General features: G+C 43.2%; 13 protein-coding genes. 7 read left to right on the top strand and 6 right to left on the bottom strand.

Annotated elements, in window-relative coordinates:
• The first annotated feature begins 43 nt into the window (after window positions 1-43).
• From ACRD7P_RS11405 to ettA, 3 genes are all read left to right on the top strand, one after another.
• On the top strand, window positions 44-1,027 hold the full coding sequence (locus tag ACRD7P_RS11405; protein ID WP_430907741.1) for a Gfo/Idh/MocA family protein: 984 nt from the start codon (window positions 44-46) through the stop codon (window positions 1,025-1,027).
• Between the two features lie 81 nt (window positions 1,028-1,108).
• The gene (locus ACRD7P_RS11400; protein ID WP_276392562.1) at window positions 1,109-1,291 is read left to right on the top strand and encodes a CAL67264 family membrane protein; all 183 of its coding nucleotides are present in this window, start codon (window positions 1,109-1,111) and stop codon (window positions 1,289-1,291) included.
• 128 nt (window positions 1,292-1,419) lie between these two features.
• Entirely contained in the window at window positions 1,420-3,111 is a 1,692-nt protein-coding gene (gene ettA, locus ACRD7P_RS11395; protein WP_430907740.1) for an energy-dependent translational throttle protein EttA, read from the top strand.
• A 1-nt stretch (window position 3,112) separates the two neighbouring features.
• Here the strand turns inward: ettA and ACRD7P_RS11390 are convergent, their stop codons facing one another.
• Complete coding sequence (locus tag ACRD7P_RS11390; RefSeq protein WP_430907739.1) at window positions 3,113-3,904, bottom strand: MBL fold metallo-hydrolase; 792 nt, start codon at window positions 3,902-3,904, stop codon at window positions 3,113-3,115.
• Between the two features lie 585 nt (window positions 3,905-4,489).
• On the opposite strand from ACRD7P_RS11390, the gene ACRD7P_RS11385 reads away from it, so the two are divergent.
• Complete coding sequence (locus tag ACRD7P_RS11385) at window positions 4,490-5,377, top strand: hypothetical protein (protein WP_430907738.1); 888 nt, start codon at window positions 4,490-4,492, stop codon at window positions 5,375-5,377.
• 132 nt (window positions 5,378-5,509) lie between these two features.
• Here the strand turns inward: ACRD7P_RS11385 and fumC are convergent, their stop codons facing one another.
• The 4 genes from fumC to prfB form a co-directional block, all read right to left on the bottom strand.
• Entirely contained in the window at window positions 5,510-6,907 is a 1,398-nt protein-coding gene (gene fumC / locus ACRD7P_RS11380; RefSeq protein WP_430907737.1) for a class II fumarate hydratase, read from the bottom strand.
• Window positions 6,908-7,376: 469 nt separating this feature from the next.
• Complete coding sequence (locus ACRD7P_RS11375) at window positions 7,377-7,868, bottom strand: hypothetical protein (protein WP_430907736.1); 492 nt, start codon at window positions 7,866-7,868, stop codon at window positions 7,377-7,379.
• A 119-nt stretch (window positions 7,869-7,987) separates the two neighbouring features.
• Window positions 7,988-8,335, bottom strand: a complete 348-nt coding sequence (gene arsC / locus ACRD7P_RS11370; protein WP_430907735.1) for an arsenate reductase (glutaredoxin) — start codon at window positions 8,333-8,335, stop codon at window positions 7,988-7,990.
• A 155-nt stretch (window positions 8,336-8,490) separates the two neighbouring features.
• Window positions 8,491-9,592 (bottom strand): peptide chain release factor 2 gene (prfB, locus tag ACRD7P_RS11365; RefSeq protein WP_430907734.1). Its coding sequence is split into 2 segments (ribosomal slippage): window positions 8,491-9,528 and window positions 9,530-9,592, totalling 1,101 coding nucleotides; the frame shifts between segments, so codons are not numbered across the junction.
• Between the two features lie 96 nt (window positions 9,593-9,688).
• Here prfB and ACRD7P_RS11360 point away from each other — a divergent pair.
• The gene (locus ACRD7P_RS11360; RefSeq protein WP_430907733.1) at window positions 9,689-12,091 is read left to right on the top strand and encodes a zinc-dependent metalloprotease; all 2,403 of its coding nucleotides are present in this window, start codon (window positions 9,689-9,691) and stop codon (window positions 12,089-12,091) included.
• Between the two features lie 60 nt (window positions 12,092-12,151).
• Entirely contained in the window at window positions 12,152-13,174 is a 1,023-nt protein-coding gene (locus tag ACRD7P_RS11355) for a threonine aldolase family protein (RefSeq protein ID WP_430907732.1), read from the top strand.
• A 30-nt stretch (window positions 13,175-13,204) separates the two neighbouring features.
• On the opposite strand, the gene ACRD7P_RS11350 is transcribed toward ACRD7P_RS11355, so the two are convergent.
• Window positions 13,205-13,516, bottom strand: a complete 312-nt coding sequence (locus ACRD7P_RS11350; protein ID WP_430907731.1) for a DUF1508 domain-containing protein — start codon at window positions 13,514-13,516, stop codon at window positions 13,205-13,207.
• Between the two features lie 352 nt (window positions 13,517-13,868).
• Between ACRD7P_RS11350 and ACRD7P_RS11345 the strand changes: the two genes are divergently transcribed.
• Window positions 13,869-14,969, top strand: coding sequence for an OmpA family protein (locus ACRD7P_RS11345; protein ID WP_430907860.1), 1,101 nt, complete (start codon window positions 13,869-13,871; stop codon window positions 14,967-14,969).
• Window positions 14,970-15,137 lie beyond the last annotated feature (168 nt).

The raw sequence follows: 15,137 nt of genomic DNA, 5'->3' as shown, positions 1-15,137 counted from the left end.
TACGGACTAAAATTCATTACATTTGGTGAAATTTGAGAGCGATATGAGAACATTGATACGTTGGGGAATACTGGGGCCGGGAAAGATAGCCCATAGTTTTGCAGGTGATCTGGAGTTGGTGGAAACGGGTGTTTTGAACGCGGTCGCCTCAAGAAGTATGGAGCGTGCGACAGCGTTCGCCGAAACCTACGATGCCCCGTATGTATTCGATGATTATGATGCCATGTTGGCGTCGGACACTATTGATGTGGTGTATATCGCGACTCCACATACCGGGCACGAAATGTGGGCCCTAAAGGCTATGGAGCAAGGCAAGCACGTCCTTTGCGAAAAACCGCTGGGCATCAACCGTTCGCAAGTGGAACGAATGATCGCCTGTGCAAAAAAGAATGGTGTTTTTTTGATGGAAGCGCTCTGGACTCGATTTAACCCTTCCATTCAAAAAATAAAACAATTGGTCGATGCCAAAAAAATAGGGGAAATCGGATACCTACATGCCGATTTTGCGTTTTATGGCTTGGATAAAGGGGAAGAAGGAAGGCTATTGAACCCGGAACTGGCCGGGGGGTCGCTTTTGGATATTGGGATCTATCCTATTTTTTTGAGTTATCTGTTGTTGGGAAAACCAAAAAACATCCAGTCTTCGGTAAACATTCACCATACCGGGGCAGAGGTACAGGCCGCAATGCTCTTCGATTATGGAAACACAAAGGCCCTATTGTACAGCGGACTCACTTCAAATTCGGAAATGCGTGCCGAGATACAGGGAACGGGAGGAACGATATTTATCGATTCCAGATGGCACGAAACCCAAGGTTTTTCGGTGATTATGGACGGCGTCACCAAAGAATATGGGTTGCCTACTACGGGAAAGGGATATTCCCATGAAATCAACGAGGTACATTCCTGTCTTCAATCGGGGCAATTGGAAAGCGAACAATGGTGCCATGCGAACAGCCTAGACCTCATTACCCTCTTGGATACGGTCCGGCAACAATCGAATATCGTTTTCCCCTTTGAAAAATGAAAGTTGTAGAATTACTAGGACCGTTACCGCAAAATTTGCGATATTTGAAACTACTACCAAACCAAGAAAACCACGCTAAAAATGGGAATGAATAAAAATACGGTGCTCGCATGGGCCACATTTATCATGATTTTTGTAGGCTTGGCCCTTATTGCCTTGGGCGCTTTCCGATATGATGATGTTGCAGGATGGGGATTTGCCTCCGTAGGTATCGGTTTTTTTGCCATAGCCTGGGTGTTTAATGCCTTAAAGGGGCGGGTTTAAAAATCACGGGATTCTTATTAATGTCCGTTTCAATACGTTCTTTCGAGTAATGTCCATAGCTTTTAAGGATATTGCCGAGAGGATGTAACACAAGAGTAAAGTCTTCAATTTTAAATACAGTACAACAGATGAGCGACGATAAAAAAGTCATTTTTTCCATGTCAGGGGTCAGTAAGACCTATAAAAATGCCAATACTCCGGTTCTAAAGAACATATACCTCAGTTTTTTCTATGGAGCTAAAATCGGAATTTTAGGATTGAACGGTTCCGGTAAATCTACCTTATTGAAAATCATAGCCGGGCAAGATAAAAACTATCAGGGCGACGTTGTTTTTTCACCGGGCTATCGCGTTGGGTACTTGGAGCAAGAACCGCAATTGGATGCAGAAAAAACAGTTTTGGAGATTGTAAAGGAAGGTGTTGCCGAAACTGTCGCCATACTGGACGAATACAACAAGATCAATGATATGTTTGCCTTACCGGAGGTTTATGAAGATGCCGATAAGATGCAAAAGCTTATGGATAAGCAAGCGGCCCTACAGGATCAAATAGATGCCTCCAATGCATGGGAGCTTGATACAAAGCTAGAGATTGCCATGGACGCATTGCGTACTCCGGAACCCGATAAAAAAATTGCCGTATTGTCGGGAGGGGAGCGGCGTAGGGTAGCCTTGTGCAGATTGCTGCTACAGGAACCTGAGATACTTTTACTGGACGAACCTACCAACCATTTGGATGCCGAATCCGTACATTGGCTGGAACATCATTTGGCGGGATATAAAGGAACCGTAATCGCCGTAACGCACGACCGTTACTTTCTGGACAATGTTGCCGGGTGGATATTGGAGTTGGATAGGGGAGAAGGTATTCCCTGGAAAGGCAATTATTCCAGTTGGTTAGATCAAAAAGCAAAACGATTGGCTCAGGAAAGTAAAAGTGCTTCCAAAAGACAAAAAACATTGGAACGGGAATTGGAATGGGTCCGCCAAGGTGCTAAGGGAAGGCAGACCAAACAAAAGGCCCGTTTGAAGAATTATGATAAACTGTTGAGTCAAGATCAAAAGCAGTTGGACGAGAAACTGGAGATCTACATCCCGAACGGACCGCGATTGGGTACCAATGTGATCGAAGCAAATGACGTTAGCAAGGCCTACGGGGATAAGTTGCTCTATGAAAAATTGAGCTTTAACCTTCCGCAGGCCGGTATTGTGGGGGTTATCGGTCCTAATGGGGCCGGAAAAACCACCATCTTTAGGATGATTATGGGAGAGGAAACGCCGGATGATGGGGCCTTTCAGGTAGGCGATACGGCAAAAATCGCCTATGTGGACCAAAGTCATTCCAATATCGATCCGGAGAAAACCATTTGGCAAAATTTTAGCGATGAACAGGAACTTGTGATGATGGGAGGAAGACAAGTAAATTCAAGGGCGTATCTGAGCCGTTTTAATTTTTCCGGAAGCGAGCAGAATAAAAAAGTGCGAATGCTTTCAGGAGGTGAACGGAACAGGCTTCATTTGGCCATGACCTTAAAAGAGGAGGGAAACGTGCTGCTCTTGGACGAACCTACCAACGATCTGGATGTAAATACCCTAAGGGCGTTGGAAGAAGGGTTGGAAAATTTTGCAGGATGTGCCGTGGTTATTTCGCACGACAGATGGTTTTTAGATCGTATTTGTACGCATATACTGGCCTTCGAAGGAGATTCTCAGGTATACTTTTTTGAAGGATCATTTTCGGATTACGAGGAAAATAAAAAGAAGCGCCTGGGAGGCGATTTAATGCCCAAAAGAATCAAATACAAAAAATTGATTCGTTGACCTAGAAGGGGTCGTTCGGATACCAATCCAGTTGCACTACTTTAATATCGGTATTCCCTTCGGAAACGATTTGCTTAAATTCGGATACGTCACTTACATCGGGTTTTCCCCTATAATGGTAAGGATACACTTCTTTTGGCGCAAACTGCAATACGGCATCGGCAGCCTTGGACACCGTCATGGTATAAGGCAAATTCATGCAGACAAAAGCCTTGTCGATGTCCTGCAAAGCCCTCATTTCGGGGATGTCTTCGGTATCTCCAGAAATGTAGAGCCGTTTATCGCCCATTGTCAGTACATAACCGTTTCCCCTTCCTTTGGTATGGAAGGCCAATGCTTCTTCCCTTAAATTGTACATAGGCATCGCCGTGACTACAATTTCGTACCGTTCTTTTTCATCCCCATTGTCCATCACATCGATCTGTGGGGTAAACGAATCCGGCATCTTGTCGGCCACCGCTTGTGGCATCATTAGTTTTGCTTTAGCGGTATTTAAAGCTTGTAGTGTAGCAAGATCAAAGTGATCTCCATGAATATCGGTTATCAGTATTAAATCGGGCCCCTTTTGACCGGTAAATGCTTCGGCACCTCCTACTGGATCGACGTAAATAGTAGTTCCGTTCCATTCGAGTACCATAGTTGCGTGCGAAATGGGAACAATTGTAATAGATTTCGCAGTGTCCGATACTTTTTCCATGTTGTTGGTCGTAGCAGTATCATTTTTCTCGGTTTTTTCTTTACAGGCCAATACGAATGGCAGGATACTACTAATCAGTAAAAAGGAAATTCTCATGTCGAACGTTCGTTACCGTTATCCTATAAAAATAGGTATTTTATGGTAAAACATCTGCTGTTGACAAACCGTACTGGAATAGTATGGCGTTTGTTCCCATTGTTTTTCCAATACAAAGAACAGGGCCAACTATAACAATCGTAGCCCTGTTTTCATGCTATATATGTCGCGGGCTGCGACCAATTTTCCTAGCTCAAAATGGCTTTTGCCAAATGGGAACTAAAGGAAGCGTGAACTACAACCTCCGAAATACAAACTACAAAAAAGGATTCCCTGTGCTCAATAATAGTCCGCTTAAAGCGTTCAAACCGAAGTAGATTTCTTGTTCCGACCGAGAAATACCTTTTTAGCCAAGTAATGTTGAACAATTGAAAAGCAATCCCGTAATTGTTTTGAAAATAGGTAATTTCGTTGGCGATGGCCGTTATGATGGTGAAAAATAGCATTAATGTAAGAATAAGTATTGATTTTTACATGCAGTTCGTCCAATTTTTTTGAAAGAAAAAATCTAAATGGAAAACCTGCCCGTATATAGAGCGATACAAACAAACACATTCTAATAAAAAGTAATTAATAATTAAAGTTATGACTGAAACAAAAAATAACAACGGATTAAAGGTTTTGGCTGGTCTGCTTGGTGTCGTACTATTAGGTACCATCATTTATACCGTAAGTCTTTACCAAGATAAAAAGAAAACGACTGCGGCACTTACCGACGAAAAGACCAAAGTTGTTGAGGACTTGAACAGCCTTAAATCTGAATATGACAAGGCTATTTTGGAAAGCAACGTTACCAATGAAGAGTTGGTCGCTGCAAGGGACAACATCGCCAAGTACATCGATTCTGTGAAAACGATGAAGGCCGATATCTCTTCTTTATCAAGATATAGAAGACAAGTTAGTGTTCTTAAAGCGGAAAGAGAGCAACTTCTAAAGCAAGTAGACTCTTTAAAGCAATCGAATACGTTGATTGCTATGCAACGCGACAGTACCTATGTTGAATTGGAAAAGCAAACCGTTTTTAACGATTCATTGGTAGTGCAGAACACCCAATTGGCCGATGTGGTCGAAAAAGGATCTGCTTTGAACATCACCACGTTTACTGTTGATGCGGTAAAAGAAAAGAACAGCGGTAAACTGGTTTCAACTTCTAGGGCTAGCCGAACCGATAAATTTAAAATCTGTTTCACTGTAGCCAACAATGTCATTGCACAAGCAGGAGACAGGGAGTTTTATCTTGAAGTATTGGATCCTCAAGGAAACGTTTTGGGCGAAAGCTATGCCAAAACAAACGATTCCGGTGCTTCCGTTACGTACAGCAAGGGAACCAATTTTTACTATGAGAATAAAACCTTGGATGTTTGTGACTATATCAACAAACCATCAAGTGAGTTTCAGAAAGGAAACTACATGGTAAACGTTTATGATGATGGCCTTAAACTTTTAGGTACCTCAAAGTTTAGCTTGAAATAAAGAAATAACACTTTCCATTATACACGGAAAAAGGGACATCTTCATCGATGTCCCTTTTTTTATGTTCTTGAATGAAATATCCGGATGTTTTCGCAAGATTTTGTATTTCACTCATCACTCATCACTCATCACTCATTTCAAAGCCCCCACCATATCTTCCGGTTTCACCCAAGCGTCGTAATCGGCCTCGCTTACATAACCGAGATTTACGGCTTCTTCCCGTAAGGTGGTTCCATTTTTATGTGCCGTATTCGCAATTTCTGCGGCCTTGTAGTATCCGATTTTGGTATTGAGGGCAGTGACCAACATTAAAGAGTTGTTCAATAGTTGTTGTATCACTTCATGATTTGGCTCGATACCTCTTGCACAATTAACCTCAAAACTGGTACAGGCGTCCCCTAACAATTGGGCGGATTGTAAAATATTGGCGGCCATCATGGGTTTAAAAACGTTTAGTTCATAATGGCCCTGAGTGCCTCCAATGGTAATGGCCACATCGTTGCCCATTACCTGGGCACAAACCATGGTCAATGCCTCACATTGCGTGGGGTTCACTTTTCCGGGCATGATCGAACTTCCCGGTTCATTGGCGGGTATGATAATTTCCCCGATTCCAGATCTTGGTCCGGAAGCCATCATTCGAATATCGTTGGCTATTTTGTTCAAGGACACCGCCAACTGTTTTAAAGCCCCATGGCTTTCAACGATGGCATCGTGAGCGGCCAGTGCCTCAAACTTATTGTCCGCGGTCTCGAAGGGTAGACCGGTAAATTGGGCAATGTATTTTGCTACAAGCACATCATAACCCTTTGGAGTGTTCAATCCGGTACCCACTGCCGTTCCCCCTAAAGCAAGTTCCGCCAAATGGGGCAGGGTGTTTTGTAACGCTTTTAGGCCATGGTCCAATTGGGAAACATATCCCGAAAACTCTTGACCAAGGGTAAGCGGTGTGGCATCCATCAAATGGGTACGTCCTATTTTTACCACTTTTTGGAACTCTTTTGATTTTTGATCTAGGGTATCGCGAAGTTTGGTGATGCCTGGTAGGGTCGTTTCAATAATTTTTTTATATGCGGCAATGTGCATTCCAGTGGGAAAGGTGTCGTTGGACGACTGTGACTTGTTCACATCATCATTGGGTTGAATGGTTTTTTCCCCTTCACCGATAACCTTTCCGGCAATTTCATGTGCCCGGTTCGCGATTACCTCGTTAACGTTCATGTTACTTTGCGTTCCCGATCCGGTCTGCCAAACGACAAGCGGAAACTGGTCGTCTAGTTTTCCCGCCAAAATCTCATCGCACACTTGCGCTATAAGATCTCGTTTTTCCTCGGCCAATACACCAAGTTCACAATTGGTATAGGCCGCTGCCTTTTTTAGGTAGGCAAAGCCGTAGACCACTTCCAAAGGCATGGAACCAACGGGACCTATTTTGAAATTCATTCTAGAGCGTTCGGTCTGCGCCCCCCAATATTTGTCGGAAGGCACTTGTACGGTGCCCATCGTATCTTTTTCTGTTCTAAAGCTCATATATCAATATAATTAGGTTAACAAAGGTAGTAGTTTGGAAAATGAATAGCACCTAGCGAGTTCCAAAAATTACATACATCATTTTTTTTGAATTTGATTTGTCAATGTGCCCTTTTTCAAAGTATCTTTGTATTCGTAAAATAAAGAAGCATGTTCGAATTCGACCAATACCTTGGATTTTTAGCCTTTCTGACCATTCTTACTATAGGCTTTTGGCTGATGATTTTTTTATTGACTTTTGTAATACCATATTGGTTGTTCGGTAATCTTATCGAAATGTATAAAGAAAAACGTAGGGCCAAAGCGGCTGCACGTAACGCATAATAAAAAAGAGCCTTTAAGGCTCTTTTTTTGTATAACATATTTTGAACTGAAAAACAGTTTAGGTCAACTATAAGTGGTACATCCGTATACCATTAGAAATACCTAAGTGTTGAACTTTCAACATAGCGGTATTTCTATCAAACAGCTACTGTTGCTTTTTGTTTTTCCGTTTTTCTTTCTTCTTTTCCCTTTTCGATTGTTGAATACCATCGCTTTGCATTTTTACAAAGGCTTCGTATTTTTCGGGAGGCAAACCGGCCTTCAGTTCTTCATCTTGCCGTTTCCTTATACTTTCGTAACCTTCACGTGTTTTTTCCGGACTTAGTTTTAAAATCTGCATTTCAATACGCTCTTGGGTGTACTTTTTTAAAATCGCCCCAAGCACGGCAACTTCAAAGTCGTTGAGTTCCAACACTTCCGTTATATTGGGCATCGCCTCATCAACGATTTCCTCTGCAGTTTTTGGCTTCGGAGGTTCGGGCGCCGATTGGGCCTGCGGAATGGTACTTCTTCCTTGTCTACCGCCGAGCCCTCTTCTACCATAGGCGCCACCACCATATCCATATTGTGCGCTCAGTTCCGCTGCGAATGAAAATAGACAGAGAAAAAGGAGCAGTCCGACATATTTCGTTTTCATTTTGTAAAAGTATTTAGAACAAACCTATTTTATAAAAGGCAAACGTTAAACCGTTTCGGCTTTAAAGATACCACAAATAACCGATTTTAAGAGGTTTTTGATGTCCAAAGTGTTGATTGTTATTGGTTTAAAACACTTTCGATATTCGTTATCGGCCTACCGATCACCGCGCTATTACCATTTATTACAATTGGTCTTTCGATAAGCTTGGGATACTGTATCATGGCTTCCAGCGTTTCTTCGTCGGAAAGCAATCTCCCCCGGTATTTTTCTTTCCAAATCGCCTCGTTTTTGCGTACCAAATTTTCAGGACGGATACCCAAACAGTCGATTACCGAGCGCAGTTCGTCCTTGGTGGGAATGTCTTCCAAATATTTTATGACCTCAAATGCTTTGCCCGATTTCTCCAATAATTCAAGGCCTTCCCTTGATTTCTGACATCTCGGATTGTGATAAATTTTAATCATTTTTACTTTATTTACTATTGATATGGTGAGAAGTTAGGAGTAATGAGTACGGAGTATTTAGTATTGAGTAATTGGTATTTCCTGCTCATTACTCATTATTGCCACTAACTACTAGATACTAACTACCACATACTAACAAACTACTAACCGACTACCTACACATCTTCCTCCTGCTGTCCCGTCATCATCAAATAGGCTTTTAAAAAGCGATCGATATCCCCGTCCATTACGGCGTCTACATTTCCGGTTTCTTCGGCAGTCCGTACATCCTTCACCAGCTTGTACGGATGCATTACGTAGTTTCTTATTTGGGAGCCCCATTCGATTTTCATTTTGGAAGATTCTATTTCTTCCCGGGCTTCCATTTTTTTGCGCAATTCAATTTCATACAACTGTGATTTCAGCATTTTAAGGGCGGTTGCCCTGTTATCATGCTGGGATCGGGAGTCCGAACAGGAAATTTGAATACCACTGGGTTTATGCACCAGTTGTACCTTGGTCTCTACCTTGTTCACATTTTGGCCACCGGCACCACTTGAGCGCGCGGTGGTGATTTCGATATCCGCAGGATTCACTTCGATTTCGATGCTATCATCTACTAAAGGATATACATAAATGGATGCGAAGGAAGTGTGCCGCTTTGCATTACTGTCAAAAGGGGAAATCCGTACCAATCGATGTACACCGTTCTCACCCTTTAACCAACCAAAGGCATACTCCCCATCAATTTCTAGGGTAACGGTCTTGATGCCCGCGACATCCCCTTCTTGGTAGTTGAGTTCCTTGACCTTATACCCGTTTTTTTCGCTCCACATCATATACATGCGCATCAGCATGGAGGCCCAATCACAGCTTTCCGTCCCTCCGGCCCCGGAGGTAATCTGTAAGACTGCGGTAAGTTCGTCCCCTTCTTCGGACAGCATGTTCTTGAACTCCATTTGCTCGATCAGTCCCAAGGACTTATCATGCTGTTGAACGACCTCGGTTTCCGAAACCTCGCCTTCCTGATAAAATTCCAACAATACTTCTAGATCGGACAACAGGGTTTTGGCCGCATTATAATCATCGACCCATTTTTTCTTGGATTGAATAAAACGCATATGCTCCTGAGCCGTTTTTGGATTGTCCCAAAAGTCAGGGGCGAGCGTTTTTTCCTGCTCGTTTTCTATTTCGATAAGTTTGGCATCAATGTCAAAGATACCTCCTTAACGCACCAAGGCGATCAATAAGACCTTTGTAATGGTCCGTTGTTATCATTGTGTTCTGTTTGTGGGCAAAAATAGGATTTAACTATGGTTGTGCAACCAAATTTCTATAATTTTAGCACAGTGATTATAGATTAAATCAACTCCTATGAAGCAATGTTACGTCCTTCCCATTGTACTCTTTTTTTGTGGTTGTTCCATTTTCGGACAGTTTTCTGAAAAAAAGAAGGGATATCAGCAATTTGAGGGGTATTTTGATTTTTATCATGATAGTGCCTCGGATAAGATATTCTTGACCGTAGATCGGTTGGACAAGCAATTTTTATATGTATATGCACTGAGTAGTGGAATTGGAAGTAATGATATCGGTTTAGACCGGGGACAGCTTGGTAATGAGCAGGTTGTGTTTTTTGAAAAAGCGGGCGGAAAGCTGTTTTTGGTACAGCCGAACCTTAGCTACCGGGCGTTGACCGATAATGCGCTGGAACAAGCATCCGTAAAACAGGCCTTTGCCAAATCTATTTTGGGAAGTTTTAAGATTATTGAGGAAAAGAACGGGTCGTATGTTATCGACATTACCGATTTTTTGATCCGTGATGCACACGGGGTGGCACAACGTTTAAAGCAAAAGGCACAGGGAAAATATACCTTGGATAAGGATAAAAGTGCGCTGGCCATGGAAAGGACGGTCGCATTCCCTAACAATATTGAGTTCGATGTAACTTTGACGTTCAAAGGTACACCTCAAGGGGATTTTATTAAATCGGTAAGCCCAAATCCAAGTTTGGTAACGGTTGCGCAGCACCATTCTTTTATAAAGTTGCCCGATGACGGTTACGAACAACGCGCTTTTGACCCTCGGAGCGGTGCTTACCCCTTTGCATATTATGACTACGCCAGCCCGGTACAAGAACCCATATTAGAACGTTTTATTACGAGACACCGGTTACAAAAGAAAAATCCGGAAGCCGAAAGGAGCGAAGCGGTAGATCCCATTGTTTATTACCTCGATAATGGTACTCCCGAACCGGTACGTTCCGCATTGATGGAAGGCGGAAGATGGTGGAACCAAGCTTTTGAGGCCCTAGGATATGAAAATGCTTTTCAACTAAAAATACTTCCCGACGATGCAGATCCCTTGGATGTCCGCTACAACGTAATACAATGGGTACACCGTTCCACAAGGGGCTGGAGCTATGGCAGTAGTATAACCGATCCGCGGACAGGAGAAATTATAAAAGGCCACGTAAGTTTGGGGAGTTTGCGGATCCGTCAGGATTTTATGATAGCCCAAGCTTTAACCAATAGGCCCTTTGGGGAAAGGGACGATAATGATGAAAAACTATTGGAGATGGCCCTGTCTCGGATCAGACAACTATCGGCGCACGAAATCGGACATACCTTAGGCTTCGCACACAATTATGCGGCCAGTGCGAACAATAGGGCATCCGTAATGGATTACCCACATCCTCAATTCACGATTTCGGGAGACGAAATCGACTTTTCAAATGCATATGCGGTCGGAATCGGTGCATGGGACAAGGTTGCCGTAGCGTATAGCTACTCCGATTTTGGAACTGCCAAAAACGAATCGGAAGAGTTGTCCAAAATTTTGGAGGACGCACAAAATAAAGGACTGCGCTATATTACAGATCAAGATGCACGGCCGATGGGAAGCGCCCACGCGATTGCCCATTTATGGGATAATGGCATAGACATTGTTTCGGAGTTGGAAGCGTTGTTAGCGGTTCGGAAGAAGGCCATTGGTAATTTCTCCATTGATAATATTCGGGACAATGAACCGAATACCGTATTGGAGGACGTTTTTGTTCCCCTATATTTTTTCCATCGGTATCAAACGGAGGCCGTGGCGAAGCGTATCGGTGGTCTGGAATATAATTATGCGGTAAAGGGCGATGGCCAGGAGGTGGTATCGGTTTTGGCCGCCCCGCTTCAAAAAAAGGCGTTGACCGGCGTTCTAAATACATTGAACGCGGCCACCATTGCGATTCCTAAGGAAAAGCTGAAGCTGTTTCCGCCCAGGGCCTTTGGCTATCCCAGAACACGGGAGTCGTTCAAGGGAAAAACAGGGGTTTCCTTTGATGCGCTTTCCGCTCCGGAGACCGCGGCGGATATGAGCTTGGTTTTTGTATTACATCCGGAACGAAGCTCGCGGTTGATCCAACAAAAGGCGCTTGACCCAAATCAATTGGGTCTGGAAACGCTGCAAAACGAATTACTAAAAAGTACATTTGGAAAAAGCCACAAGGACCCTTATTTGACGACCGTACAACAAAACATCAACTTTAGGGTATTACAGCATTTGATGAATTTGGCCGTTCAGAAAGGTGTACACCCCCAGGTGAATGCTATTACACACGCTACGCTTCAAAAACTTAAGACCGATTATGCCCGTTCTACCGATGTTTTTGAAAAAGAAGTGGTCAGAAGGATCGATAATTTTCAAAAACACCCAGAAAAGTTTAAGGTATTCGCAGTTCCTAAGATACCCGATGGATCTCCCATCGGTATGGACTGTTTTCATGGGTAATGTCCAAGACAGGTATTTCTTGATATTCTCAACCGAAATAAACCACTAAAGTGCAGTAATTTGGAAATAAACTTAATCAGTGATACGGTTACTAAACCAACACAAGGGATGTTGGACGCTATGATGCGCGCGCCGGTGGGAGACGATGTGTTTAAAACGGATCCCTCGGTAAATGCTTTGGAACAGAAAGTGGCCGAGCTGTTCGGTATGGAGGCCGCGTTGTATTTTCCATCGGGAACTATGGCCAACCAAACCGCGATAAAGCTACATACCCGACCGGGAGACCAGCTTATTTGTGATAAATATGCCCATGTGTATAATTATGAAGGGGGCGGGGTCAGTTTTAATAGCGGTGTATCGTGCAAATTGATCGATGGGCACCGGGGAATGATGACCGCTGAACAGGTAAAACAAGCGATCAACCCACCCGACTTTTACCATAGCCCGTTGACCAGTTTGGTCTGTGTAGAAAATACTACGAACAAGGGTGGCGGTGCCTGTTGGTCGGTAAACGCTCTGGAAGAAATTAAAACGGTATGTGCGGAGAACGGCCTGGCCTATCATTTGGACGGTGCTCGACTATGGAACGCGATGGCAAAGACGAACGAATCTGCCGAAACTTTTGGAAATTTGTTCGACACCATCAGTGTTTGCCTCAGTAAGGGACTGGGTTGTCCCGTAGGTTCCGTTTTAGTAGGTTCGGAAGAACATATGAAGAAGGCCTTGCGGATCCGAAAAGTGTTAGGAGGTGGTATGCGTCAGGGCGGTTTTATGGCTGCGGCCGGTAGCTATGCCTTGGACCATCATATCGAACGTTTGGAAGAGGACCACGAAAAAGCTATTGTGTTAGGAAGTACTTTGGCCGCACTGCCTTTCGTTAAAAAAGTGGAACCGATCGAAACCAATATTGTGATCTTTGAACTTGACGAAACTAAAATGTCGGCCGAAACCTTCATTTCAAAATTAAAGGAGAAACAGATTCTTATGATAGCGATGGGGGATGGAAAGCTTCGGCTTGTAACCCATATGGACTATTCGGACCTGCAACATGAGAAGGTGCTGGCAGTATTAAATTCTCTGTAATACCTTTTCAAAATTAAAATGGCAGAAAGCCTAAATATTGAGTGTATCAATTTTTGTCTTTAGGTTTTTAATACCGTTTTCCATACCGGCTTCGGAATCATAAAGCGGGCTATTTCCGATCAATTGTCCCGTAGCCCCTTTTAAATTGAATAAAAACTTGCCTTGATAGTTGGTTTTACGCTCAAAGCCGGATGCTTGTAGAATAAGTGGTTTCAAAACGGAGACCATTCGTTCCGCTTCGTCCTTGGTTTCAAAGGAAACACTCTTGAAAATGGAATTGCCGTCATCGGTCTTCAGTTGAAACCTGAACAGGTTTTCGTCATCTTTAAATACCTCGATCATAGCAGAATGGATTCTTTTTCTTTAAAGGTATTCACTTTCTATGAAGAAAGCAACGTTATAATTCTTTCAATACTATTCCAACAGGAAGTTATAGGAACGCATTAAGTCGAAATTGCATGAAAAAAAGCATAGGTTGATGATTCCCATAAACGAAAAGCTTTAATCGCTTGGTTTAAGCGGATTAGGGGCTCTTTTTTTCCTAGATACCATAACATTTCGTTCTTTTTAACTCCGATTGAAAGAAAAACCTTTCATTTGATAGCAATTATGTTCTAAAAATATGTTAATTATGTTAAGAAATAGTATCTTGCCGATACATTACTATAAACATTAACTAAACATTTTTACAATGATGAAAAAAGTACTTTTGTGCTGCGCGCTGATGACGGCGGCAGTTAGTATGGCTCAGGATTTGCCCGCAAACCCCCAACCCGGTAAATGTTACGTACGTTGTACGACACCTGATGTGTACGTTAACGAAACGGTAACCATTACAGTAAAACCGGCTTACAAGGTGCTCAAAAAAGTACCCGCTACTTTTAAAACGGTAACGGAAAGGGTCATGATAAAGCCAGAAGGTAAAAAATTGACCGTAGTACCTGAAAAGTGGGGCACCGAAACGGTGAGTTACGTGTCTAAAGAAGGCGGTAATACCCTTTCGATTACTCCCGCTTCTTTCGGAACCAGTTCCGAAACGATTGAAATTAAACCCGCCTATGCCCAATGGGAATTGGGCGCACCTGCTCCAGATTGTGCCTCTGGAAACCCTAATGATTGTCGGTATTGGTGTTATAAAGGGTATCCTGCGGAGTTTACTACCGTGGAAACAACTACTCTGGCCAGTGATGCCAGTACTTCTAAAACCCCGATAGGGTCTAAAAACGCTTCTTACACAAAGCAGGTGTTGTTGGAACCGGCCCGAGTTGTCGAGGAAATCATTCCTGCCCAGTACAAGGAAATTACCAAAACAGTTTTGGACAATGATGCCTATACTACCGAAGAAACGGTACCTGCCGTAACCGAAACGGTTACCAAGGAAGTATTAAAGGAAAAGGGCGGATTGACCACTTGGAAGGAAGTCGAGTGCTCTTTGGTAGAGTATCAGGCATTACCGATCAATTGGAATTTGGGAAGCGCTACGTTGACTTCCCAAGCCCGTAACATTATTGATTCGCGTTTGATGCCCGTTTTGGCACAAAACCCTGGTGTAAAGTTAGAGATCGCATCGCATACCGATGTTAGAGGAGGGGCCAGTTCCAACCAAAGTCTTTCCGAAAGAAGAGCAAAGGCCGTTGCCGATTATTTGATCAGCAAGGGAATCAATGCGAGTCTTTTAGTAGCAAATGGTTATGGAGAAAGTAAAATCAAGAACAGATGTAAAGAAGGTGTTTCCTGTACGGAAAGGGAGCACGCGGTCAATAGAAGAACGGAATTCCGTTTGATCAACAACTAAGAACTATCATCAACCTAAATAGTCAAGGAGCTTTTCCATATGGAAAGCTCCTTTTTTTATGATAACGGATTTGCTAGGCCTGTTTTAGCAATGAACTCATTTAGACTTTTTGGATTGAAGCGATCCCGATGCTTCGGGAAGTGATTTAAAGGCCTGTTGAAGACTTTT

This window comes from Maribacter sp. 2-571, assembly GCF_050589625.1.
Classification (GTDB): Bacteria; Bacteroidota; Bacteroidia; order Flavobacteriales; family Flavobacteriaceae; genus Pelagihabitans.
Note: the sequence above shows the minus strand (reverse complement) of the source record. Positions and strands in the feature narration are given on the sequence as shown.